The 24,455-nt window shown below is 61.3% G+C and carries 22 protein-coding genes; 17 read left to right on the top strand and 5 right to left on the bottom strand.

All coding sequences use genetic code 11. The features are described 5' to 3' along the window. The first annotated feature begins 57 nt into the window (after positions 1-57). The 3 genes from ACNA1V_RS04495 (at position 58) to ACNA1V_RS04505 (ending at position 3,920) form a co-directional block, all read left to right on the top strand. Positions 58-1,686, top strand: a complete 1,629-nt coding sequence (locus ACNA1V_RS04495) for an acyl-CoA synthetase (protein WP_415832373.1) — start codon at positions 58-60, stop codon at positions 1,684-1,686. Positions 1,687-1,941: 255 nt separating this feature from the next. After that, positions 1,942-2,271: a DUF485 domain-containing protein gene (locus tag ACNA1V_RS04500; protein WP_415832374.1), complete on the top strand. Its 330-nt coding sequence runs from the start codon at positions 1,942-1,944 to the stop codon at positions 2,269-2,271. Beyond that, positions 2,268-3,920, top strand: coding sequence for a cation acetate symporter (locus tag ACNA1V_RS04505; RefSeq protein WP_415832375.1), 1,653 nt, complete (start codon positions 2,268-2,270; stop codon positions 3,918-3,920). Before ACNA1V_RS04500 ends, ACNA1V_RS04505 begins: the two co-directional genes overlap by 4 nt. Before the next feature lie 8 nt (positions 3,921-3,928). Here ACNA1V_RS04505 and ACNA1V_RS04510 read toward each other — a convergent pair whose 3' ends face one another. Next, on the bottom strand, positions 3,929-4,834 hold the full coding sequence (locus ACNA1V_RS04510; RefSeq protein ID WP_415832376.1) for a DMT family transporter: 906 nt from the start codon (positions 4,832-4,834) through the stop codon (positions 3,929-3,931). 80 nt (positions 4,835-4,914) lie between these two features. Between ACNA1V_RS04510 and ACNA1V_RS04515 the strand changes: the two genes are divergently transcribed. Continuing rightward, positions 4,915-5,475 carry a helix-turn-helix domain-containing protein gene (locus ACNA1V_RS04515; RefSeq protein WP_415832377.1) on the top strand — a complete coding sequence of 187 codons (561 nt, stop codon included), beginning with the start codon at positions 4,915-4,917 and terminating at the stop codon, positions 5,473-5,475. A gap of 92 nt (positions 5,476-5,567) precedes the next feature. On the opposite strand, the gene ACNA1V_RS04520 is transcribed toward ACNA1V_RS04515, so the two are convergent. The 3 genes from ACNA1V_RS04520 to ompA all read right to left on the bottom strand — a co-directional run bounded on the left by ACNA1V_RS04520 (position 5,568) and on the right by ompA (position 7,750). Further along, positions 5,568-6,251, bottom strand: a complete 684-nt coding sequence (locus ACNA1V_RS04520; protein ID WP_415832378.1) for an HAD family hydrolase — start codon at positions 6,249-6,251, stop codon at positions 5,568-5,570. Then, entirely contained in the window at positions 6,248-6,976 is a 729-nt protein-coding gene (gene ubiG, locus ACNA1V_RS04525) for a bifunctional 2-polyprenyl-6-hydroxyphenol methylase/3-demethylubiquinol 3-O-methyltransferase UbiG (protein ID WP_415832379.1), read from the bottom strand. The genes ACNA1V_RS04520 and ubiG overlap by 4 nt, the downstream gene beginning before the upstream one ends. 162 nt (positions 6,977-7,138) lie before the next feature. Further along, positions 7,139-7,750 (bottom strand): outer membrane protein OmpA, encoded by a 612-nt coding sequence (gene ompA / locus ACNA1V_RS04530; protein WP_415832380.1) that lies wholly within the window; start codon positions 7,748-7,750, stop codon positions 7,139-7,141. Positions 7,751-8,246: 496 nt separating this feature from the next. Between ompA and gyrA the strand changes: the two genes are divergently transcribed. From gyrA to ACNA1V_RS04575, 9 genes are all read left to right on the top strand, one after another. Continuing rightward, positions 8,247-10,964: a DNA gyrase subunit A gene (gene gyrA, locus ACNA1V_RS04535; protein WP_415832381.1), complete on the top strand. Its 2,718-nt coding sequence runs from the start codon at positions 8,247-8,249 to the stop codon at positions 10,962-10,964. Positions 10,965-10,970: 6 nt separating this feature from the next. Further along, positions 10,971-12,101, top strand: a complete 1,131-nt coding sequence (serC, locus tag ACNA1V_RS04540; protein ID WP_415832382.1) for a 3-phosphoserine/phosphohydroxythreonine transaminase — start codon at positions 10,971-10,973, stop codon at positions 12,099-12,101. After that, the gene (gene pheA / locus ACNA1V_RS04545) at positions 12,094-13,194 is read left to right on the top strand and encodes a prephenate dehydratase (protein ID WP_415832383.1); all 1,101 of its coding nucleotides are present in this window, start codon (positions 12,094-12,096) and stop codon (positions 13,192-13,194) included. Before serC ends, pheA begins: the two co-directional genes overlap by 8 nt. Before the next feature lie 179 nt (positions 13,195-13,373). Further along, the gene (locus tag ACNA1V_RS04550; protein ID WP_415832384.1) at positions 13,374-14,285 is read left to right on the top strand and encodes a prephenate dehydrogenase; all 912 of its coding nucleotides are present in this window, start codon (positions 13,374-13,376) and stop codon (positions 14,283-14,285) included. Then, positions 14,278-15,597 carry a 3-phosphoshikimate 1-carboxyvinyltransferase gene (aroA, locus tag ACNA1V_RS04555; protein WP_415832385.1) on the top strand — a complete coding sequence of 440 codons (1,320 nt, stop codon included), beginning with the start codon at positions 14,278-14,280 and terminating at the stop codon, positions 15,595-15,597. Before ACNA1V_RS04550 ends, aroA begins: the two co-directional genes overlap by 8 nt. Positions 15,598-15,678: 81 nt before the next feature. After that, complete coding sequence (gene cmk / locus ACNA1V_RS04560) at positions 15,679-16,335, top strand: (d)CMP kinase (RefSeq protein WP_415832423.1); 657 nt, start codon at positions 15,679-15,681, stop codon at positions 16,333-16,335. 100 nt (positions 16,336-16,435) lie between these two features. Further along, positions 16,436-18,148: a 30S ribosomal protein S1 gene (gene rpsA, locus ACNA1V_RS04565; RefSeq protein ID WP_068366260.1), complete on the top strand. Its 1,713-nt coding sequence runs from the start codon at positions 16,436-16,438 to the stop codon at positions 18,146-18,148. 6 nt (positions 18,149-18,154) lie between these two features. Beyond that, positions 18,155-18,484, top strand: coding sequence for an integration host factor subunit beta (locus tag ACNA1V_RS04570; protein WP_415832386.1), 330 nt, complete (start codon positions 18,155-18,157; stop codon positions 18,482-18,484). A 221-nt stretch (positions 18,485-18,705) separates the two neighbouring features. Beyond that, the gene (locus ACNA1V_RS04575; protein ID WP_415832387.1) at positions 18,706-19,221 is read left to right on the top strand and encodes a DUF1543 domain-containing protein; all 516 of its coding nucleotides are present in this window, start codon (positions 18,706-18,708) and stop codon (positions 19,219-19,221) included. A 52-nt stretch (positions 19,222-19,273) separates the two neighbouring features. On the opposite strand, the gene ACNA1V_RS04580 is transcribed toward ACNA1V_RS04575, so the two are convergent. Further along, positions 19,274-19,618 (bottom strand): DMT family transporter, encoded by a 345-nt coding sequence (locus tag ACNA1V_RS04580; RefSeq protein WP_415832388.1) that lies wholly within the window; start codon positions 19,616-19,618, stop codon positions 19,274-19,276. Between the two features lie 268 nt (positions 19,619-19,886). Between ACNA1V_RS04580 and ACNA1V_RS04585 the strand changes: the two genes are divergently transcribed. The 4 genes from ACNA1V_RS04585 to ACNA1V_RS04600 all read left to right on the top strand — a co-directional run bounded on the left by ACNA1V_RS04585 (position 19,887) and on the right by ACNA1V_RS04600 (position 24,411). Then, entirely contained in the window at positions 19,887-21,089 is a 1,203-nt protein-coding gene (locus tag ACNA1V_RS04585) for a multidrug effflux MFS transporter (protein WP_415832389.1), read from the top strand. A gap of 291 nt (positions 21,090-21,380) precedes the next feature. Then, complete coding sequence (locus tag ACNA1V_RS04590; RefSeq protein WP_415832390.1) at positions 21,381-22,382, top strand: thiamine pyrophosphate-dependent dehydrogenase E1 component subunit alpha; 1,002 nt, start codon at positions 21,381-21,383, stop codon at positions 22,380-22,382. Beyond that, positions 22,379-23,380 (top strand): alpha-ketoacid dehydrogenase subunit beta, encoded by a 1,002-nt coding sequence (locus ACNA1V_RS04595; RefSeq protein ID WP_415832391.1) that lies wholly within the window; start codon positions 22,379-22,381, stop codon positions 23,378-23,380. Before ACNA1V_RS04590 ends, ACNA1V_RS04595 begins: the two co-directional genes overlap by 4 nt. After that, positions 23,377-24,411, top strand: a complete 1,035-nt coding sequence (locus tag ACNA1V_RS04600) for a DctP family TRAP transporter solute-binding subunit (RefSeq protein ID WP_415832392.1) — start codon at positions 23,377-23,379, stop codon at positions 24,409-24,411. The genes ACNA1V_RS04595 and ACNA1V_RS04600 overlap by 4 nt, the downstream gene beginning before the upstream one ends. Positions 24,412-24,455: the final 44 nt, after the last annotated feature.

The following is a 24,455-nucleotide window of genomic DNA, read 5'->3' on the forward strand; positions in this document are numbered from 1 at the left end:
TAGCGGTCTCTGAATGCGAGGGTAGGAGACGGCAACAATATCCAGGAGGCGTGCAGCATGTCGATTTTTGAAGATGGCCTTGCCCTGAGCCCGGTCAATCACATTGCGCTCAGTCCGCTGAGTTTCATCGAACGTACGGCCAGTATCTATCCTGGCTATCCCGCCGTGGTGCATGGGGCGATCCGTCGCAATTGGTCCGACACCTACACGCGTTGCCGACGCCTCGCCTCGGCGCTGGCGGGGCGGGGAGTCGGGCAAGGGGATACGGTAGCCGTCATGCTGCCGAACATTCCAGCGATGCTGGAGGCCCATTTCGGCGTGCCGATGGTAGGCGCAGTGCTCAATACCTTGAACGTGCGCCTCGACGCGGAAAGCATTGCCTTCATGCTGCAGCATGGCGAAGCCAAGGTGCTGATTGCAGACCGGGAATATCATCAGGTGGTGCACGCCGCGCTGGGCATGCTGCCGCCGGCGCAGCGCCCCTTGGTGGTTGATGTCGATGACCCTGAGTATGGCGAGGGCCAGCCCGTCAGCAATCTGGACTACGAGGCATTGCTGGCCGAAGGGGATCCGCTGTACGACTGGCAATGGCCGGCGGACGAGTGGCATGCGATTTCGCTCAACTATACCTCGGGTACGACGGGCAATCCCAAAGGGGTGGTCTATCATCATCGCGGTGCTTTCCTGAATTCGCTGGGCAACCAGATGACGTGGAACCTGGGCAATCATCCGGTTTATCTGTGGACCTTGCCCATGTTCCACTGCAATGGCTGGTGCTACCCCTGGACCATTACCGCGCTGGCAGGTACGCATGTGTTCCTGAGGCGCGTCGATCCACAGAAGATCCTGACCCTGATCCGCGACGAGCAGGTCACCCACCTCTGCGGCGCGCCCATCGTGCTCAATGCGCTGGTCAACATGCCCGATTCGGCCAAGGCCGCCATCGACCATCCCGTCAAGGCCATGGTGGCGGGTGCGGCACCCCCCGCCAAGGTGATTGGCGCCGTGGAGGAAATGGGGATCAGCGTTACCCACGTTTATGGCTTGACCGAAGTTTATGGGCCGGTAGTGGTGTGTGCCTGGCACGAGGCATGGGATGCCTTGCCGCTGGAGCAGCGTGCCGTGCTCAAGGCGCGCCAGGGCATGCGCTATCCCACCATGGAAGGGGTAATGGTGGCGGATCCCAAGACGCTGGAGCCGACGCCGCGTGACGGCCAGACTATGGGCGAGATTTTCATGCGCGGCAATACGGTGATGAAAGGCTATCTGAAGAACTCCAGGGCAACGGCAGAGGCCTTTACGGGGGGCTGGTTCCACACTGGCGACCTGGCCGTATGGCATCCGGATGGCTATGTCGAGATTCGCGACCGGCTCAAGGACATCATTATTTCTGGTGGTGAGAATATTTCCACGATCGAAGTCGAGGGCGTGCTCTACCGTCATCCTGCCGTGCTGGAAGCGGCCGTGGTGGCCAGGCCGGATGAGAAGTGGGGAGAGACACCGTGCGCGTTCATCACACTCAAGCCCAACCATGACGGCGTGACGGAAGGCGAGTTGATCGCGTTCTGTCGGGAGCTCCTGGCTGGCTTCAAGGTACCGCGCACCGTGGTGTTCGCGGAGTTGCCCAAGACATCGACAGGCAAGATCCAGAAGTTCGTGCTTAGCGATCATGCCCGGTCCCTGTGAGCGGTGAGGCAGGGACGCCGCGGCCTTTGTGCCGGGTGTGTCCATTGCTTCTCCGGCTTCGTCGGGATGCCAGCGACAGCTGCTAGGGCTGTCCTTCATTTTCTTTGTTTTTTTCATGCTGCTGCGTTCCGCTGGCGCAGCAGCCGGATGGCGCACGCCTGGGCCCGCTCAACGCGTCTCTGGGCCAAGAGGGGCTCCATCTGTTTTTTCCAAGTGCTTCATGCTGCATGCCACACAACAACAACGGAGATACGCATGACCCAGAATGTCACCCAGGATGACGGAATCTACGCCCGCATCCGCCGTAATCCCAAGTTCCTGCGGCTTGCCCGCAGCCGCTCTCACCTGGCATGGTCGCTGACCGCCATTGTGCTTGGTGCCTACTATGTCTATATGCTGGTAGTCGCTTTTGCGCCGCAATGGCTGCATACGCCTCTCAGTCTTCACGGCGCCATCACCTGGGGCATACCTGTTGGCGCTGCCATCATCATCGTTTCCTGGATATTGACCGGTTGGTACGTGTATCGCGCCAATACCCGCTTTGACCGCCTCAGCGCGGAAGTAATCGAGGAGGGCAAGCAATGAGCGCACGCCTGATTGCTTCACTGGCCACCGCATTGCTGCCTGCCGCGGCGCTGGCGGATACGCCGGCCAAGTCGCCGATCAACTATGCCGCCATCGGCATGTTTTTCGTCTTTGTTGCCGCGACGCTTGCCATTACCTGGTGGGCGGCCCGCCAAACACGTTCCACCTCGGATTTCTATACGGCAGGTGGCGGCATCAGCGGTTTCCAGAACGGCCTGGCCATCGCTGGCGATTACATGTCGGCTGCAACCTTGCTGGGCCTGTCCAGTCTGGTGTTTGCCAGCGGCTATGACGGTTTTGTCTATACCATCGGCTTCTTCGTCGGCTGGCCCATCATTACCTTCCTGATGGCGGAACGGTTGCGCAACCTGGGGCGCTATACCTTCGCCGATATTGTGTCCTACCGCCTGGACCAGAGCCGCGTCAGGACGTTCGCAGCCTTTGGGTCACTGACTGTCGTTTGCTGCTACCTCATCGTGCAGATGGTGGGAGCAGGCCAGCTTATCAAGCTGCTATTTGGTCTGGACTATCCCGTGGCGGTCGTGGTGGTGGGAGTGCTGATGCTGGTCTATGTGATCTTCGGCGGCATGATTGCGACCACCTGGGTGCAGATCATCAAGGCCGTGCTACTGTTGGCTGGCGGTGTGAGCCTGGCGTGGATGGCGTTGGCCGAGTTCGATTTCAGTTTGAATACCCTGGCGCAACGGGCCGTGGATGCGCATGCTCAGGGTTGGAGCATCATGGGGCCTGCCAGCCTGATGTCCAATCCTGTCAATGCGGTGTCCATGTCGCTGGGCCTGGTGTTCGGCATCGCCGGCTTGCCGCACATCCTGATGCGTTTCTTTACCGTGCCCAACGCCAAGGAAGCGCGCAAGTCGGTGTTCTATGCCACCGGTTTTATCGGCTTTTTCTTCCTGGTGGTATGCGTGCTGGGTTTCGCGGCGATCGTGATCGTGGGCACCAATCCTGCCTACTTCGTCGATGGCAAGATAGGCGGAGTGCTGGTCGGTGGCGGCAATATGGTGGCCATGCACCTGGCCCAGGCCGTGGGTGGCAATCTGTTCCTGGGCTTTCTGTCGGCCGTAGCGTTTGCAACGATTCTGGCCGTGGTGGCGGGGCTGGCGCTGGCTGGTGCGTCGGCGATCTCCCACGACTTGTATGCGACGGTGATCAAGCGCGGCCAGGCATCGGAAAAACAGGAGTTGCGAGTATCGCGAATCGCCACCGTGGGGCTGGGGATCATTGCGATTTTGCTCGGTATCCTGTTTGAGAAAATGAATGTGGCGTTCCTGGTGGGCCTGACATTCGGCGTGGCGGCGTCAGCCAATTTCCCTGTGCTGATCATGGCCATGTACTGGAAAGGGCTGACCACGCGCGGCGCCTTGTATGGCGGTACGGTCGGTTTGGTCACGGCGCTGGGAATGATCATTCTTTCCCCCGCTGTCTGGGTGACAGTGCTGGGGCATGACAAGGCCATTTTCCCGTATGACCATCCGGCGCTGTTCTCCATGCCGCTGGCCTTCCTGACCATGATAGTCGTCTCACGCCTGGATACCAGCGCCCGCGCGCGTGCCGAGCGTCAGGCCTTTGATGATCAGTTTGTCCGTGCGCAAACGGGGCTGGGCGCGGCCAGCGCTTCCAGCCACTAAGGCCCGGGTCAGCTTGCGTGTGCGGCCTTGCGCTTTTTGGCGCCGGGCCGCCATTCGCTGACCAGGACGCCTAGTACAACCAGGACGCCGCCCGCCAAGGCGAGTGCAGGCAGGCGTTCTCCGGCAATTCGGCCGATCAGTCCGGCCCAGACCGGTTCACCGGCATAGATGATGGCGGCCCGGGAGGGTTCGACCGAGCGCTGTGCCCAGTTCATCGTGAGCTGGATCAGCGCGCTGGCCAGGCCCATGCCGCCTGCCAGCAACAGCAGCGTCCATGAAAAAGGCGGAATGGCGGTCTCGCCGCCCAAGGGCATCATGGCGAAGGCGATCAGCGAGGCCGCCGCCAGCTGTACGACGGTGACGCGGCGGACATCGACACTGCGGGCGAAGTGGCCGATCAGGACGATTTCCACGGCAATCGCGATGGCGCACAGGATGGTGATGAGTTGCCCCGCATTCAGGGAAATGGCGCCAACGCCGTTGCCCGTCAGCAAAACCAGTCCCAGGAAGGCAAGCGCAACGCCTAGCCAGGTCATCAGGTGTGGTGTTTTGCGGAAGACCAGCCATTGCAGCAAGGGCACGATGGGGACATAGAGCGCAGTCAGGAACGCTGACTCACTGCTGGTGATGCTTTGCAGGCCGATCGTCTGTGCGCCATAGCCGACGGCAATCGACGCCCCGATGGCTGTTCCGGCAAATACATCTCGCCAGGTCAAGCCGCGCAGGATGCGCAGCGAAAAAATGCCCACCGCCAGCGCGGCGGCGGCGAAACGGCAGCCGACGAAGAACAGCGGCGTACTGGCGCTGAGCGCATGTTGCACGGCGAGGAACGTGCCGCCCCAGACCATGGTGATAAGAACCAGGGCGATTTGAGGCGCGAGCGGCGTGCTGGAACCAGGATTAGTCTTGTGCATAATATTGCACAATATAGGGTGCGGATCTATTTTGTGCAATATATTGCGTTTTACTGTCATTCTTCCTGGGAGCCTGCGATATGACGAAGAGGAGCGAGTCTCAAGGCGTGCTGAGCCATGTGGGCGCCAATGTCAGGCATTTCCGGGATGTCTGCGGCTTGAGCCAGCAGGCCCTGGCCGACGCGTCAGGCGTGAGCCGCCGTACCATTGCTGCGCTGGAAGCGGGAGAAGCCAACATCAGTCTGGCGAAACTGGCTTTGCTGGCCGAGGTGCTGAAAATTGACTTCGGAACGCTGGTCAGCCCGCCTGAGCGTCGCGGCAGCCGCCAACTTGATGTGGAAACCTGGCGCGGCAAGCTGCCTGGCAGCCTGGCGATGCTACATTGTTCGGCGCTGGCCAAACGGGAGGCGGAGCTGTGGTCCTGGACCCTGGCGCCGGGTGAGCGCTATGACGCAGAGCCAGACCCTGAGGGTTGGAGCGAACTGTTGTACATCATCGAAGGCACGTTGACGCTGGAGATCAATGGCAGCGCGATGATTCTGCCGGCGGGGGCTTCCATTGCCTATGCCAGTTCGGTGCAGTACGCCTATGTGAATGCGCACGGCGACATGGTGCGCTTTATACGCAATGTCGTAGTGTGATACGGCTTGGGCGAATGGGACGCCGCTGGCGCGCCGTGATGCACCGTGAATGTGCGGTTTGCGGCCAGCCGCGAGCCGCTGGCCGCGGTGTTTCAGGTGCGTGATGGCAGCAGTGCCAGGATGGTATCCCACAACGCTTCGGGATGTTCGACGTAGGCATCGGCACCCCAGCGTTTGGCCTGCGAGGGTTCGCAATAGCCAAAGCCGACCGCAATGGTACGGGTACCCGCATCGCGTCCGGCAATGATGTCTCGTTCGTCGTCGCCCACATAGATCGTATCTTCGGGGCGGTAGCCAGCCAGGCGGATGGCATGGGCAACCGGCTCGGGATGGGGCTTGGCGTGCGCGCACGTGTCGCCGCAGACGGTCGCTGCACTGCGCCGGCTCAGGTCCAGGAAGTCGATGATGGGCAAGGCCAGGCGCTCGACCTTATTGGTGACGATGCCCCAACCCAGGCCGTGGCTTTCCAGGTTTTCCAGCAGGGCGGGAATGCCGGGGAAGAGGTCGGTGCGTTCGGTCATGCAGGCGGCGTAATCTGCCAGGAACTGCTGTCGGGTGGCTTCGAAATCGGGATGCTCGCGTTCCAGGCCGAGCGCGACGCGCAGCAGCCCAGGGGCACCTTGGGAGGCGACGGGGCGCAGGGCTTCGTAAGGCAAGTCCGCCAGGCCGCGGTAACGGCGTTGCTGGTTGGCGGCTTCGGCCAGATCGGGCGCCGAGTCGGCCAGTGTGCCGTCGAAGTCGAATAACACCAGGCCCTGATAAGTCTCGCTACTCATTTTTTCGTTGCCATCATGTAGTTGACCGAGGTGTCGCCGGACAGGCGATAGCGCTGGGTCAGCGGGTTGTATTCCATGCCGCGCATGCCCAGCGCCGTCAGCCCGGCGCGGCGTACATAAGCGGCCAGTTCGCTGGGCTTGATGAATTTGTCATGCTGGTGCGTACCGCGCGGCAGTAGCTTGAGCACATATTCGGCGCCGATGATCGCAAACAGGAAAGACTTGGCATTGCGATTCAAGGTGGAGAATGTCGCTAATCCACCGGGCTTGAGCAGGGTGGCGCAAGCCTGCACGACAGAGGCAGGATCCGGCACGTGTTCCAGCATTTCCATGCAGGTAACGACGTCGTAGCTGCCGGGCTCGCGTTCAGCCAGGGCTTCGACGGCGATGGATTCATATTCGACCTTGATGCCGCTTTCCAGGCTGTGCAGCCGCGCGACCTGCAGCGAGGCATCGGCCAGGTCTATGCCTTTGACTTCAGCCCCCTGGGCCGCCATGCTTTCGGCCAGGATCCCGCCACCACAGCCGACGTCCAGAATTCGCAGGCCATTGAGGGAACCTCCTGCCTGTTCGCGTATCCAACCCAGACGTAAGGGGTTGATGACATGCAAGGGCTTGAATTCACTTTCGGGATCCCACCAGCGGGAGGCGAGGGCGCTGAACTTGTCCAGTTCGGCCTGGCTGACGTTGTGATGCTCGGTGGCAGGCTTGGATGTGGTGGTCATGGCACGAGGAATGTCAGTGAAGAGGGCCCTGGCCCTGCAACGTTAACTGGTCTGCCCAGGCTGGGCCCTGAAGGTCGGGCGGCGCATGGGCAAAAAAAAGGGTTCCGAAACCGGAACCCTTTCATTGTAAGCCGTCAGCCAGAAAACTGGCTGCCTGGCTTATTAACGGCTGTAACGCGTACCGACGATTTCGATTTCCACGCGACGGTTCTTGGCGCGGCCTTCGGCAGTGCGGTTGTTGGCGATCGGGTCAGCCTTGCCCTTGCCTTCCGTGTAGATACGGTTGGGGTCAATGCCTTGCTCAACCAGGTAGTTCTTCACGGTCTGGGCGCGACGCTCGGACAGCTTCAGGTTGTAGGCGTCCGTGCCGATCCAGTCGGTGTAACCAACAGCGATGATGGTTTCCAGGTCGATGGCCTTGGCTTGAGCAGCGACTTGATCCAGCAGCTGACGGCCTTCCGGCTTCAGGTTGTATTTGTCGAAGTCAAAGAAGGTGTCGGCATTGAAGACGACCTTGGTCGCGACAACGGCGGGGGCGGGCTTGGGAGCCGGAGCCGGAGCCGGAGCAGCTTCAGCAACGGGTACACCGTCGCAGCCAGGAACGCCAGTAGCGGGCGTCCAGAAAGCATCGCGCCAGCACAGTTCGCCGTTGACGTTGCGCCAGACTTCGCCGGAGCTGTTGCGCCAGTTGTCCACATTCTGAGCGGAAGCGGCGCCAGCGGCCGTGACGGCGGCGAACGCAAGCGCCAGAGCGAATTTGGAGGGCTTGTTCATATTTCTCCTCGTTAAGCTTGAAGCTGAATAAGTGACTTGCAGCGAATCCCCCGCCACAATCAGGAAGCGGGGCCAGTATAGCAATGCAAGGCTTGTTTGGCGCATTCATTGCTGGGGGCTTCCTGCGTGCCTGAAGTTAATCTTACGGTGATTTCGTCGCTTTCGGCTTGCAGCGTGGGGCGATTGACCTTTCCTTTGTGGATTTCTGGCGCTTGGGCCATTTTTCTTGTTGGTTTTTGGCAACAATGACCTGGGAAGGGGGAGCGGGCATGCATTTGCTTCGGATGACAACCCGCACCAGGCGGGAAACCATGGTTTTTGGCCGCCAATGCTAGAATGACTCGTTTAGTCCGCCATGTTTACGTGCGTATGCACGAGGCCTGTCTGCCTGCGCTGCTGCGTGGGCGCAGGCGGGCGCGGCATCAGGCCCTTTCCGGGGCGGGCGTCGCGTGACATGCCGGTGGGCAGTAACTGATTTTGGATAGCCGCCACAACTATGGATTCCTTCGCCAAGGAAACACTTCCCGTATCGCTGGAAGACGAAATGCGCCGCAGCTACCTCGATTACGCCATGAGCGTGATCGTCGGACGGGCACTGCCTGATGTGCGAGACGGCCTCAAGCCCGTGCATCGGCGTGTGCTGTTTGCGATGCATGAGCTGAACAATGACTGGAACCGCGCCTATAAGAAGTCGGCGCGTATCGTCGGGGACGTCATCGGTAAATATCACCCTCACGGTGATCAGGCGGTCTATGACACCATCGTCCGGATGGCACAGGATTTCTCGCTGCGCTACATGCTGGTGGATGGCCAGGGCAACTTCGGTTCCATTGACGGTGACGGCGCAGCCGCCATGCGTTACACCGAAATCCGTCTGGCGAAGATCGCGCACGAGCTGCTGGCCGACATCGACCAGGAAACCGTGGATTTCGGGCCCAACTATGATGGCAGCGAACAAGAGCCGCTGCTGTTGCCGTCGCGTTTGCCCAATCTGCTGGTGAATGGCAGTTCCGGCATTGCCGTGGGCATGGCCACCAACATTCCGCCGCACAACCTGTCCGAAGTGGTTGAGGGCTGCCTGTATTGCCTGGCGAACCCGGAGTGCTCGGTTGATGAGCTGATGGAGCGCATCCCGGCGCCGGATTTCCCCACCGGGGGCATTATTTACGGCATGTCCGGCGTGCGTGAGGGCTATCGTACCGGTCGTGGCCGCGTCATCATGCGTGCCAAGACGCACTTCGAAGACATGGAGCGCGGCAACCGCCAGGCCATCGTGGTCGATGAGCTGCCCTATCAGGTCAACAAGAAGACCCTGCAGGAGCGCATTGCCGAACTGGTCAACGAAAAGAAGATTGAAGGCATTTCCGATATCCGCGATGAGTCCGACAAGGACGGCATGCGTCTGGTGATCGAGCTCAAGCGTGGGGAAGTGCCGGAGGTCGTGCTGAACAACCTCTATAAGAATACGCAGCTGCAGGACACCTTCGGCATGAACTTCGTGGCGCTGGTCGATGGCCAGCCCCGTCTGCTGAACTTGAAGCAGCTGGTGCAATACTTCCTGCTGCATCGCCGTGAAGTGGTGACGCGTCGCACCGTGTTCCAGCTGCGCAAAGCACGCGAACGCGGTCACGTGCTGGAAGGCCTTGCCGTGGCGCTGGCCAATATCGACGACTTCATCGCCATCATCAAGGCGGCGCCGACGCCGCCGGTGGCTCGCCAGGAGTTGATGGCGCGTACCTGGGATTCCTCGGTGGTGCGTGAGATGCTCGCGCGCGCCGATGGCGAAACGCCGGGTGGGCGCGAAGCCTATCGCCCCGAAGGGCTGGATGTGGAGTTCGGCATGCAGGCCGATGGCCTGTACCGCCTGAGCGAAGTGCAGGCTCAGGAAATCCTGAACATGCGCCTGCAACGCCTGACCGGGCTGGAGCAGGACAAGATCGTCAGCGAGTACCGCGACGTCATGCTGCTGGTGGCAGACTTGCTTGATATCCTTTCGCGCCCCGAGCGCGTCAACCAGATCATCGGCGACGAGCTGCAGGCCATCAAGGCAGAGTTCGGTGCCAAGGACGAGCGCCGTTCCACCATTGAGCACAATGCGACGGAACTGGATACCGAAGACCTGATCACGCCTATGGATATGGTGGTGACGCTTTCCGCGTCCGGCTATATCAAGAGCCAGCCCTTGTCCGAGTACCGTTCGCAGCGTCGCGGCGGGCGTGGCAAGCAGGCATCGGCCACCAAGGAAGACGATTGGATCGACCAGCTCTTTATCGCCAATACCCATGATTTCCTGCTGTGCTTCTCGGATCGTGGGCGTGTCTATTGGTTGAAGGTATGGGAAGTGCCGCAGGGTTCGCGCAATTCGCGCGGCCGTCCCATCGTCAATATGTTCCCGCTGGTCGATGGGGAACGTATCACCGTGGTGCTGCCGGTCAAGGCATTCAGCGAAGATCACTATGTCTTCATGGCAACGTCGCGCGGCACGGTCAAGAAGACGCCGTTGTCGGACTTCTCCAATCCGCGCAAGGCAGGCATCATCGCGGTCGATCTGGACGAAGGCGACTACCTGATTGGCGCCGACCTGACCGATGGCAAGCATGATGTGATGCTGTTCTCGGATGCCGGCAAGGCAGTGCGCTTCGACGAAAACGATGTACGTCCGATGGGCCGCAATGCCCGCGGGGTGCGCGGCATGATGCTGGAGGAAGGGCAGGGCGTGATTGCGCTGCTGGTGGCAGAAGTCCTGCCTGAAGAAGGCAGTGAAGCGGCGGCGGAAGTCGATGGCCGCTTGCAGCCCAGCGTCTTGACGGCCACGGAAAACGGCTACGGCAAGCGTACTTCCATCGTTGAGTACACCCGTCATGGCCGTGGCACCAAGGGCATGATCGCGATCCAGACCACGGCCCGCAATGGCAAGGTGGTGGGCGCGGTGCTGGTGCAGCCCGAAGATGAAATCATGCTGATCACCACTGGCGGCGTGCTGGTGCGTACCCGTGTCGCGGAAATCCGTGAAATGGGCCGCGCCACGCAGGGCGTGACGCTCATCAGCGTGGATGATGGCAGCGTATTGTCCGGCGTGCGTCGGGTCGCGGAAAGCGATGCGGACGAGTCGGAAGAATTGGAATCGTTGGAAAACGGCGCGACTGAGGGCCAGAATCCGGCCGGGCAGGCGCCTTCATCAGACCCGCAGACGGGCGAAGAGGCAAAGGAGTAAGGCGAAATGGCCAGACCATGGAATTTCTCGGCAGGACCTTCGGTATTGCCTGAAGCGGTGCTCAAGCGCGCTGCCGAGGAAATGCTTGATTGGCATGGCAGTGGCATGTCCGTCATGGAAATGAGCCACCGCGGCAAGGAATTCATCCAGATTTGCGATGAAGCGGAAGCCGATCTGCGCACGTTGCTGTCCATTCCCGATGAATACGGTGTGGTGTTCATGCAGGGCGGCGCAACGGCGGAAAATGCCATCGTGCCGATGAACCTGATCAATCTGCGCGGCACCATGTCGGCAGACTACGTGCTGACCGGCCAGTGGTCGCGCAAGTCCTTCAAGGAAGCGCAGCGCTATGGCGATGTGCAGATTGCCGCGGCCAGTGACAGCGCCACCGTACTGAACGGTGTGGAGCAGGCCGCCTGGACCTGGGTGCCGCAGGCGCAGGATTGGCATGTGCGGCCGGAAGCGGCCTATGTGCATCTGTGCAGCAACGAAACCATAGGCGGCGTGGAGTATGCGAACTGGCCCGAGCTGGCCAGCCTGGGCGCGCCGGACACCGAGCTGGTGGTCGATGCTTCCTCGCATTTCCTCTCGCGTCCCATGGATGTGACCCGCGCAGGGTTGATCTATGCCGGCGCGCAGAAAAATGCCGGCCCTGCCGGCGTGACGGTGGTGATTGTCCGCAAGGATCTGCTGGGCCATGCATTGCCTGTCTGCCCGACGGCATTTGATTATGCCAACGTCGTCGAGGCCCGCTCCTGCTTCAATACGCCTCCGACCTACGGTATCTACATGCTGGGGCTGGTGTGCAAGTGGCTGCTGGAACTGGGTGGGGTGGCAGCCATTGAAAAGGCCAATATCGCCAAGGCCGAGCTGCTGTATTCCTACCTGGACGGCACCTCGTTCTACCGTAATCCGGTGGAAAAATCGGTGCGTTCGCGGATGAATGTTCCCTTTGTATTGAGCGATGCCTCTCTGGATGCAGCCTTCCTGGCGGGGGCCAAGGAAGCGGGCTTGATGCAGCTCAAGGGCCACAAGAGTGTGGGCGGCATGCGCGCTTCCATCTACAACGCATTGCCCATCGAGGGCGTGCGGGCATTGATCAGCTACATGCAGGAGTTCGAGCGTCGCCATGGCTGAGTCGCTTGCTGCAAAACTGCTGCCCCTGCGTGAAGGCATTGATGCGGTGGATCGAGAGATCCTCAGCTTGATTGCGCGCCGGGCGCAGCTGGCCCAGGAAGTGGGCAAGGTCAAAGAGGCGGCAGGCGCCAAGGGCGATGACGGGCATGTCCTGCGCCCGGAACGTGAAGCCCAGATCGTGCGGGCCTTGCAGCAAGCCAATGAAGGGCCATTGCCGGATGAGGCCGTGTCTGCGATCTGGACGGAAATCATTTCTGCCTGTCGCGGGTTGGAGCGGACGCTGACGGTGGCCTATCTCGGGCCGCAAGGATCGTTTTCCGAGCAGGCGGCCTTTACGCATTTCGGCCATTCTGCCCAGGGTGTGCCTTGCCCCAACTTCGATGAAGTGTTCCGTTGTGTGGAAGCGGGGCAGGCGGATGTCGGGATGGTGGCGGTCGAAAACTCGACCGAAGGCGCCGTGAACCGGACGCTTGATTTGTTGCTGCATTCGCCACTGAAAATCCTGGGCGAGCACTCCTTGCAGATACGCCACTGTTTGATGGCACGTGAGGGCATGGCCAAGGTTACGCGTATCCTGGCGCATCCGCAGGCCCTGGCGCAATGCCAGGAATGGCTGAACCGGGAGTATCCCGGCCTGCCGCGTGATGCGGTGTCCAGCAATGCGGAAGCGGCGCGCCTGGCGGCAAGCGATCCGGGTATCGCTGCGATAGCCGGTGAAGGTGCTGCTGAGGTCTGGAAGCTGGGGGTGGTGGCAGCAGGAATCCAGGATGATGCGCAGAACCGGACCCGGTTCCTCGCGATTGGCAAGCGCGATGCCGCCCGTAGTGGCAGTGACAAGACCAGCCTGGTATTTGCGGTGCCGAATCGCGCTGGTGCCGTCTATGACATGATTTCTCCGCTGGCGCAGTTCGGTGTTTCCATGACGCGTTTCGAGTCGCGTCCGGCCCGTACCGGCCAGTGGGAATATTATTTTTATGTCGATGTGCAGGGGCATCGCGAAGATGAGAATGTTGCTGGCGCACTGGCGGCATTGCAGGCACGGGCTGCCTTCTTCAAGATTCTCGGTTCCTATCCTGCGCAGCCATTGCTCTGATGCCAGGCGTGCCGGCCAGGTCGGCACGGAGATATGCAAGGCCCGTGTCAGCGGCTGGTCAGGCCGATTGTTTGGGGCTGGGCGCGCTTATTGCCGGAAGGGCAGGCGCGCCCGCTGCCGTTCTGTCTGCCGGTTCGCGGCGCGGGCTTCCTTGACGCCTTGATGGAAGTATTGCAACGATGAATGCACCGCATGCTGCGGATGGAAATGGGGCGGGCGTTTGCGCGACGCTGGCTGTCGTCGGCGTCGGCCTGATCGGTGGGTCGTTCGCGGCCGGGCTGCGCGCAGCGGGCCGGGTCGGGCGGGTGCTCGGCGTGGGCCGGCAGCGCAAGTCGCTGGATGAGGCCCTGGATCTTGGTTTGATCGACGCGGTGGCCACCCCTGCGGAAGCGGCCCGGGAAGCAGACATTATCCTGCTGGCGACGCCAGTCAGCGCCATGGGCGCGGTGCTGGGCAGCATGCGTGATGACTTGTCGCCCAGGGCGGTGCTGACCGATGCCGGCAGTACCAAGGCCGATGTGATCGAGCAGGCGCGCCAGGCCCTGGGGGCCAAAGTCGCGCAGTTCATTCCTGGGCATCCCATTGCCGGTTCACATGCCACGGGGCCGCAGGCGGCGGATGCCGACCTGTTTCGTGGCCGCAATGTCATTTTGACGCCGTTGCCGGAGAATGATCCGCAGGCGGTGGCGCAAGTGGCCAGTTTGTGGCGGGCTTGCGGCGCGCGTACCCGGCTGATGACGCCCGACCGTCATGATGGCGTATTTGCTGCGGTCAGCCACTTGCCGCACTGGCTGGCGGCGGCGTATGTGCATTACCTGGAAGCCGGCGAGGATGCCGACCTGCGCTTTGAGCTGGCAGGCAGCGGTTTTCGGGATTTCACCCGCATCGCGGCGGGCTCGCCGGAAATGTGGCGGGACGTATTTATTTCGAACAAAACAGCCATGCAGAGCGAATTGCGGGCACTGCGCCGTACGCTGGATCGCCTGGAGGCGGCGCTGGAGCACGCCGATGGCGAGGCCTTGCAACAGTGGCTGGATGAGGCGGCGCAGGCGCGGCGCGCATGGCAACCAGGGGGCAAACGCAGTGACTGAACATTTTCTTGATTTGCCTGCGGTCAGCCAGGCGCGCGGCAGCTTGGCGCTGCCAGGATCCAAAAGCATTTCCAACCGCGCTTTGCTGCTGGCGGCCCTGTCGCCCGGACGCACCGAGTTGCGCGGCGTGCTGGCGTCCGACGATACGCGTGTCATGCTGGATGCCTTGGCTGGCCTGGGCGTGGGGGTGCAGGAGCAGGGCGCAGGCGAGGTCATTGTGGATGGCGTGGCTGCTTTCGCTGCGTCGCAGGCTGAATTTTTCCTGGGCAATGCCGGCACGGCTTTCCGTTCACTGACGGCAGCCTTGGCTTTGCATGGCGGTGACTATCGCCTGGATGGTGTACCGCGCATGCGTGAGCGGCCCATCGGCGATCTGGTCGATGCCTTGCGGGTGCTGGGCGCCAATGTGAGTTATCTGGGCCAGGACGGCTATCCGCCCTTGCAGATCGGGGTGCGCGTTGCAGGCGAGGACAGAGACCGGGTGAGTGTGCAGGGCAATGTCTCCAGCCAGTTCCTGACGGCGCTGTTGCTGGCCGCGCCGCTGCACGTGCAGCGTACCCGCCGGGATTTGCGGATTGACGTTGCGGGCGAGTTGATTTCCAAGCCATATATCGGCATCACGCTGGCCATGATGGCTGATTTTGGCGTGCAGGTGGCGCAGGACGGATGGTCCAGTTTCGTTGTCCCGGCCGATAGCCGCTATGTGTCTCCTGGCCGTTATCTGGTCGAGGGCGATGCTTCCAGCGCTTCCTATTTCCTGGCGCTGGGCGCCATCGGGGGTGGTCCGGTGCGGGTCGAAGGCGTGGGCGCGCGCAGTGTGCAGGGCGATATCGGGTTTGCCGATACGCTGGCACAGATCGGCGCGACGATCCGGCGTGGCGATGACTGGATGGAGGCCTCGGGCGTGAATGTGGCGCGGGGCGAGCGCCTGCGCGCTTTTGATATGGACTTCAACCTGATTCCCGATGCGGCGATGACGACAGCGGTATTGGCCTTGTTTGCTGACGGGCCGTGTCGCCTGCGCAACATCGGTAGCTGGCGCGTCAAGGAAACGGATCGCATTCATGCGATGGAAACCGAGTTGCGCAAACTGGGCGCGCAGGCCAGCTCAGGGCCGGACTGGCTGGAAGTCGTGCCGCCTGCGGCTGGCCAGTGGCAGCCCGCCGCCATCGGCACCTGGGATGATCACCGCATGGCCATGTGCTTTTCGCTGGCGGCATTCGGGCCGGTACCGGTGCGCATTATGGATCCGGGTTGCGTCAGCAAGACCTTCCCGGATTATTTCGATGTCTATGCTCGCCTGGTGGCGTAGCAGGAGTGTTGTTTTATGACGATTTCCCGAGCCAAGCCGGCGGAGGCTGAAAGCTTGTCCGCGTCTGCGATTGAACCCGTGATGGCGCCTGTCATCGCCATTGATGGGCCGACTGCGTCCGGCAAGGGGACGGTGGCCCAGGCTGTCGCCGATGCGCTGGGCTGGCAGGTGCTCGACAGCGGCGCGTTGTACCGGCTGACGGCGCTGGCAGCCAACCAGGCTGGCATCGCAGATGAAGACCTGGACGGGCTGGCGCAGGCCGCGCGGAATCTGGATGTGCGCTTCGAGCAAGGCGCAATCTGGCTCGCGGGGCAGCGGGTAGAGGAAATCATCCGCCAGGAAGCGGTGGGGAATCGGGCCTCCCGCATTGCTGCGCTGCCGGCCGTGCGTGAGGCGTTGCTGGCGCGCCAGCGTGCTTTTCGCACCGCGCCCGGCCTGGTCGCCGATGGTCGCGATATGGGCACGATCGTGTTTCCCGACGCGCCCTTGAAGATATTCCTGGTGGCCGGCGCCGAGGCACGTGCAAGACGCAGGGCTAAGCAGTTGAGTGACAAAGGGATTTCTGCTAATCTAGAGGATATTTTGCGCGACATGCGCGAGCGCGACGCGCGCGATACCCATCGCAGCGTGGCGCCGCTAGTGGCTGCGCAGGATGCTATTACCCTCGATTCGTCCGATTGGACGGCCGAGGAAACCACCCGGGCCATATTGCAGCTTTGGTCCGAAATCGTTGCCTAGGGGCCGCAAGGGTCGCCTGGGCTTTTCGTGAACTCCGCCTGGCCGGCTGATCCCCTGCCGGGCGTGTAACAAACGGCCTTCGGGCCGCTGTGGATTCTCAATGTCTGCCAATTCTTCCATTATTCAAGCCGGCGGTAGCTTCGCCGATCTGTTTGCCGAAAGCGTCCAGAACCAGGACATGCGTTCCGGCGAGGTCATCAGCGCTGAAGTCGTGCGCATCGACCACAATTTCGTCGTTGTCAACGCCGGTCTGAAGTCCGAAGCGCTGATCCCCCTGGAAGAGTTCCTGAACGATCAGGGCGAAGTCGAAGTCCAACCGGGCGACTTCGTTTCCGTCGCGATCGACTCCCTCGAAAACGGCTACGGCGACACCATCCTGTCGCGTGACCGCGCCAAGCGCCTGTCGGCCTGGCTGCAACTGGAGCAGGCGCTCGAAAACAATGAACTGGTCACCGGCACCATCACCGGCAAGGTGAAGGGCGGCCTGACGGTCATGACCAACGGCATCCGCGCCTTCCTGCCGGGTTCGCTGGTTGACCTGCGTCCCGTCAAGGACACGACGCCGTACGAAGGCAAGACCATGGAGTTCAAGGTCATCAAGCTCGACCGCAAGCGCAACAACGTCGTGTTGTCGCGTCGCGCCGTGCTCGAAGCCACCATGGGCGAAGACCGTCAGAAGCTGCTCGAAACCCTGCACGAAGGTGCTGTGGTCAAGGGCATCGTCAAGAACATCACCGACTACGGTGCGTTCGTTGACCTGGGCGGTATCGACGGCCTGCTGCACATCACCGACATGGCATGGCGCCGTGTCCGTCACCCCTCCGAAGTCCTGCAAGTGGGTCAGGAAGTCGAAGCCAAGGTGCTCAAGTTCGACCAGGAAAAGAGCCGCGTCTCCCTGGGCGTCAAGCAACTGGGCGAAGATCCCTGGATCGGTCTGGCCCGCCGCTACCCGCAAGGCACCCGTCTGTTCGGCAAGGTCACGAACCTGACCGACTACGGTGCGTTCGTGGAAGTGGAAGCCGGCATCGAAGGCCTGGTGCACGTTTCCGAAATGGACTGGACCAACAAGAACGTCGATCCGCGCAAGGTTGTCACCCTGGGCGAAGAAGTCGAAGTCATGGTCCTGGAAATCGACGAAGACCGTCGCCGTATCTCGTTGGGCATGAAGCAGTGCCGTGCCAACCCGTGGGAAGAGTTCTCCTCGAACTTCAAGCGTGGTGACAAGGTTCGCGGCGCCATCAAGTCGATCACCGACTTCGGCGTGTTCGTCGGCCTGCAAGGCGGCATCGACGGCCTGGTTCACCTGTCCGACCTGTCCTGGACGGAATCGGGCGAAGAAGCCGTGCGCAACTACAAGAAGGGCGACGAAGTTGACGCCGTGGTTCTGGGCATCGACGTCGAGAAGGAACGCATCTCGCTGGGTATCAAGCAGCTGGAAGGCGATCCGTTCAACAACTACGTTGCTACCTATGAAAAGGGTGCCGTGGTTCAAGGTACCGTCAAGTCGGTTGAAGCCAAGGGCGCTGTCGTGACCCTGTCGGTGGACGTCGAAGGCTACCTGCGCGCTTCCGAAATCTCGCAAGGCCGTGTCGAAGATGCAACCACCGCCCTGAAGGCTGGTGACAACATCGACGCCATGATCATCAACATCGACCGCAAGACGCGTTCGATCCAGCTGTCGATCAAGGCTCGCGACAACGCTGAAACCGCTGAAACCATCCAGCGCATGTCCGAAGCCAGTGCTTCGTCGGGTACGACGAACCTGGGCGCGCTGCTGAAGGCCAAGCTGGATCTCCAGCGCGACAACGGTTAAGACGCGGTGACGAAGTCGGAATTGATCGCCATTCTGGCGGCACGCTATCCCCAGCTTGCCGCCAGGGATGCAGACTATGCGGTCAAGACCGTCCTTGATGCCATGACCCAGGCTTTGGCCTCGGGTCAGCGCATCGAGATACGGGGCTTCGGGAGCTTTTCCCTGTCCCTGCGTGCGGCCCGTGTGGGCCGCAACCCCAAGTCCGGCGAGCCCGTGATGGTTCCCGGCAAAAAGGTTCCGCATTTCAAGGCGGGCAAGGAACTTCGGGAAAAAGTCGATGAATCCGAGCCCGGCGAGAGTGCTGCGCAAGCAGTCGGAGAAGTACCGTTCGAATAAGGCGGCGGCTCATGCCGGCCAAGTGCCGGTCTGGGCCATCCAGCAATTCTCTGTTGGCGCGTCTGCTGGCCTGATGGCAAGCGGCTGATGCCAGGCAGAGGTCAAGAAGCCGGCTCCTGTTTTTACAGGCGCCGGCTTTTCCATTTGGATGTGGTTTCGTTTGGGCAGGTCTGGCCGGCACACATACGCTACGCGCCATTCATCATCCGGGGTAGAGACAAATGGTTCAGCTGTTCATGTTCTATATCGGCGGCAATGCCGGTCGTTCCAATATCGAGGTTCACGATATCCAGTTCGCTGCCGTGGCGCAGCCCGAAGCGGCCTGGCCGCTATTGCGTGCCGCGTGGTTCGGGGATCCGGACAAGATCCATGTGGATGGCTACAGCGTGATCGAATGGGCGGATGGCTACGATATCTGCCTCCGTCCCGAGCCGCCGGCTGCAGCGCAGCCCAGGCTTTTCTTCGTGAATGTGGGCGGCTATCGACCTGATACCCTGGCCGAACAGCATGAGTACGGGCTGTTCGTGGCAGCGGATGCCGCCGCCGCCAAACGGAGGGCGATGGCCTGTTTGCTGACTGGCATGGGGCACCAGCACCGCGACAATCTCAAGGATGTGGACGATTGCCTGATGCTGGGTGAACTGAACGGCTGGCATATCCATGTGAGCGAGAACCCCGATGGCCGGCCGGCGATGCCAGCCTGGCAAGGCTATCAGCCGATCGGGATAGCCGTTTAGCGTTGACGCCGCACATGCTCTACGCGGCGCCGGAACCGCTCATCCCCGACGTTCAGTGGGCGATGCTTTTGGAAAAGACGTTGATCACCAGGACGCCGGCAATGATGAGTGCAAGACCGAGCACCGCGGGCAGATCTAGCGATTGTTTGAAGAACAGCCAGCTGACGAGCGAAATCAGCACGATGCCGAGCCCGGACCAGATGGCATAGGCAATGCCTGTCGGCATGGTGCGCAGTGTCAGTGACAGGCAATAGAAGGCGATGCCGTAGCCCAGTATGGTAACGAGACTGGGCCAGGGCCGGGTAAAACTCTGGGAGAGCTTGAGCGTGGAGGTTGCAATGACTTCAGCGACGATGGCGATCAGCAGATAGCAGTAGCTGGCGACGGTGGGTGACATGATGCCGTGGTTCCAGGGTGGCGGGCCGGCCCGCCGGTGCCGGCAGTGAGTGGCGGAGTGTTGCATCGTAACGCAGTGACAGTTTCTTGGGCGCCAGGGGCTTGCATACGGCGGAAACATCGGGGCAGGCAGAATCAGTCTGTGTCGCCATGGCCGGCATCAGGCGGCTGTGGCTTACGTCTGCGGCGATATCTCCGTATCATGGTCATGTGTATAGGGGCGCCAGCCGAGAGGCTGGCGCCTGTCGTTTCAATCAGGAAAAAAATCAATGGCTGAGCCAATAAACAGGCAAAAACAAGCGGTATCTTCCGGCGGCATCATCGTGATTCTGGCCATGCTGACGGCATTCGCGCCGCTGGCGACGGATATGTATTTGCCAGCCTTTCATTTGCTGGAAAAATATTTTTCGGTGCCCGAAGGTGGCATCGAGGGCTCGTTGTCGGTCTTCTTTCTTGGGCTGGCCTGCGGGCAGGCAGTGTATGGGCCGATGATAGATCGCTATGGCCGTTTACGGCCCTTGATGATCGGAATCAGCCTGTATGTGCTGGCTACCCTGCTGTGCCTGGTGGTGACGGATATCCGTGTGTTCATGCTGTTGCGTTTTCTGCAGGCAGCGGGCGGTGCGGCGGGAATGGTGATCGGGCGTGCCATCATCCGTGATCTGTATGATGACCGGGAAAGCGCACGCGCCTTGTCGCTCATGATGGCCATCGTGACCCTGGCGCCGATTCTCGGCCCTATCATTGGCGGCTTTGTGGTGACGCATTCTGGCTGGCGTGCCGTTTTCATCATCATGCTGTTGTTCGGCATGACCTGCTGGATGCTGACCTGGCGCTATCTGCCGGAAACGCTGCCGCCTGCGGCCCGCCGCCGCGTCAGCCTGGGGGGCGTGTTCCTGACCTGGGGGCGCTTGCTGACAATGCGAGGCTTTGTGGTGCCAGCGATACTGGGCGGCATGGCGCAAGCCTGCATGTTTGCCTTCATTACCGGCTCGCCCTTTGTCTTCATGCAATTGCACGGCGCAGACGAGCAGACCTATGGCTTGCTGTTTGCGGCCATCGCCTGCGCCTTGATTGTTGGTGCATCCATCAATCGCCGCTTGTTGCGCCGCCACCCGCCGGCTCATTTGCTGGCCTGGGCGCTGCGGGTCAATGCCCTTGCCGGTATCTGCACGGTACTGGCAGTCAGCCTGCATAGCCTGCCTTTGCTGTTCGTGCCCTTGTGGTTGACGATCAGCACCCTGGGTTTCATCGGCGCCAACGCGGCGGCAGTGGCCTTGAGTGCCAGCATGCAGCATGTCGGCAGCGGTTCGGCGCTGATCGGCGTATTGCAATTCACGTTTGCCTTTGTCGTGAGCAGCCTGGTGGCCGCCACGCAGAATGGCACGGCCTATCCCATGACGCTGGCGATGGCTATTTGTGGTGTGACGGCAGCCGTATTGTGGAAGTGCTTTTATCGCGCCAGAGCGTAAACACTGACGGCATTGCGAACCGGCCTTGAGACGTTAAGGCCGGTTTTTTTATGGGCGGCTTTATTTAATTTTTTGCATAAATAAATATTGTATTTGTTTTTTGATTTGAATATCCCGATTTGTTATTTGTCCATTTTTTAATGTTGGTTAATCGGATGAATTGATATATAGACATAATTCAAAATTCGTTTTGTTCATAAATGGCGACTGCTATTGTTAATCCCGGCTTCATTCCATTTTCTAATTGAAATGGAATGGATTTAATTCCATTGGTTATGAAACACCGGGTGTATGGCAGAGTTATTGGAGCTTTACCGGACGATGGTCCGGATTCGTGCCTTTGAGGATGCGGCCGAGGTCGCCAGCCAGGGCGGGGTGCAGGCCTGGGGCTTGTCCGAGTCGAGCAAACCTGCGCTGGTGCGCGGCCCCCTGCACCTGTCCACGGGCCAGGAGGCGGTGGCAGCAGGCGTATGCGCCCATTTGCGGCCGCAGGATCTGCTGACTTCCACGCACCGGGGCCATGGGCACACGCTGGCCAAAGGGGCGGACAGCAAACGCATGATGGCCGAATTGTTCGGCCGGTCCACGGGCTACAACAAAGGCAAGGGCGGCTCCATGCATATTGCGGATTTCTCCGTCGGTATGCTGGGCGCCAATGGCGTCGTGGCGGCGGGGTTGCCGATTGCCGTGGGTGCTGCGCAGGCCTTGAAGCTGCGCGGCGTGGATGCCATTGCGGTGGCCTTCTTTGGCGATGGCGCAATCAATCGCGGCCCATTTCTGGAATCCCTGAACTGGGCGGTGGTGTATCAATTGCCTGTTCTGTTTGTTTGCGAAGACAACCGCATTTCTGCGACGACGGCGAGTGCGCCCATGACGGGCGGCGAAGGCGCCAGCGTCCGGGCGCAGTCCTTGGGCGTGCCGGCACGGAAAGTGGATGGCAATGATGTCGAGGCGGTGGCGCAGGCGGCGGCGGAATGGATTGAAGAGATCCGTGCCGGCAAGGGTCCGCGTCTGCTGCATGCGCTGACAGATAGGCACAAGGGGCATGTTTCCGTGGATCCGGGAACCTATCGCGACCCGGCAGATGTGGCGGCTGCTTTGGCCCGGGATCCTCTGCTGCGTGCGCGCCAGCGCCTGGAGGCCCGCGGCCTGCTGCGGGAAGCGGAGCGTATCGAGGCCGAAGCGCATGCGGAGATCGACGCCGCACTGGCAGCGGCACAGAACGATCCTTTCCCCGGCGTCGCAGACGCCTATACGGATATCACGACGACAGGTGAAGGAGTGTGGCGATGAGCGCACGGAATCTGAGCTATGCGCAAGCGGCTGCGCTGGCCTTGAGCGAAGCGATGGACGCCGATCCGAATATCGTCGCCTTGGGCGAGGACCTGGGGCGCGGCGGCGTGTTCGGGCAGTATCGGGATACGGACAACCAGCCGCTGGCCAAGCGCTTTGGCGAACACCGCATTGTCGATACCCCGATTTCCGAAGCGGCTATTGTTGGCGCCTCGGTTGGTATGGCGCTGGCGGGGGTGACGCCGGTCGTGGAGTTGCGGGTGGTGGACTTCGCGCTTTGTGCGATTGATGAAATCGTCAATCAGGCCGCCAAGAATCGGTTCATGTTCGGCGGGCAGGGCCGGGTTGGCCTGGTGGCGCGCATGCCTATCGGGCTGTGGAGCGCTTCGGCAGCGCAGCATTCCCAGTCGCTGGAAGCCTGGTTTGCACATATTCCCGGCTTGACGGTGGTCACGCCAGCCACACCGGCAGACAACTACGGCCTGCTGCACGCCTCGCTCGCCTCTGGCGACCCGGTGATCTATATGGAGCACAAGGAGTTGTGGGGCAGTACCGGAACGGTCGTGCCGGGGGAAATTGTGCCGCTGGGCAAGGCACGCGTGGTGCGGGAAGGCAACGATGTGACGCTGGTGTCATGGTCGCGGCAGGTGCTGGCCTGCGCCGAGGCCGCCGCGCAACTGGAGGCCGAAGGCATCAGCGCCGAGGTGCTGGACCTGCGCACCATCTGGCCCTGGGACCGCGAGGCCGTCCTGGCGTCTGCCGCGCGTACCGGGCATGTGCTGGTCGTGCATGAATCAGTGCAGGTGGCTGGGTTTGGCGCTGAAGTGGCGGCGACGGTCGCTGAACATACCGGCGCCAGGGTGCGCCGCCTGGGCGCGCCGCGCATTCCCGTGGGCTATGCCCCGGTACTGGAAAACGAATCACGCATCGACGCCGGCAAGATCCGTGCGGCGGTGACTGCATTGCTCAATCATTCCCGCGTGGAGATCTCATCATGACGTCGCTGTTTCGTCTCGCGGCCCTGCCGGCCGTTGTTTTGCCCCTGTTCTTTGGTGCCGCCGGCGCTGCCGTGGCGGCGGATTACAAACCGGAATACCGCCTTTCCACCAATGTCAATGAAGCCTTCCCGTTAGGGCGTGGCGCACAGGAGTGGGCACGCCTGGTGAATGAGCGCACCGATGGCCGCATCAACGTGAAGTGGTATCCGGGGTCTTCGCTGGTCGGTGGGGAAACCACGCGTGAGTTCACGGCGTTGCGTCAAGGCGGGATTGATTTCAATGTGTCGTCCGTGATCAATTGGTCGCCGCATGTCAAGGAACTGAACCTGTTCCTGTTGCCATTCCTGGTGCCGGATGACAAGGCTTTCGACGCCTTGACCAGTGGCGAAGTCGCTGACGAACTGTTCGAGATCGTACGCAAGCGCGGAGTGGTGCCCCTGGCCTGGGGCGAGAACGGCGCTCGCGAGATCAGCAACTCCAAACATGAAATCCGCAAGCCGGATGATCTTAAGGGTTTGAAGTTCCGGGTGGTGGGATCGCCGATTTTCAATGATATCTATACCGCGCTGGGCGCCAATCCGACGCAGATGACGTTTGCCGATGCACAGCCGGCGCTGCAAAGCGGCGTGGTGGATGGCCAGGAGAATCCGATTTCCCTGTTCGTCGGGGCCAAGATGCATACCTTGGGCCAGACCTACCTGACCAAGTGGAATTATGTGAACGATCCGCTGGTCTTCGCTGTGTCGGCCAAGGCCTGGGAAAGCTGGTCGCCGGAAGATCGGGAGATCGTGCGCCAGGCCGCCCTGGACGCGGCACGCAATGAAATCGCCGATACCCGCAAAGGCGTGAGCCCTGGCGACGACGCCTTGATTCAGCAGGCGATTGCGCAGGGCGTACAGGTGACGATTCTCAGCGATGAGGAGAAAGCGGCGTTTGCACAGGCCACCCAGCCGGTCGTCGAAAAGTGGTCCAAGACCATCGGCGAGGATCTGGTGCGCAAGGCCCAGCAGGAAGTGGCAGCCAGCCGCTGATGAACCGCTGCCCGCCGGGCAGCGGCGTCGGTCGGGGATGTTCC

Origin of the sequence: Kerstersia similis, from assembly GCF_965139615.1 — a bacterium.
GTDB lineage: Bacteria > Pseudomonadota > Gammaproteobacteria > Burkholderiales > Burkholderiaceae_B > Kerstersia > Kerstersia similis.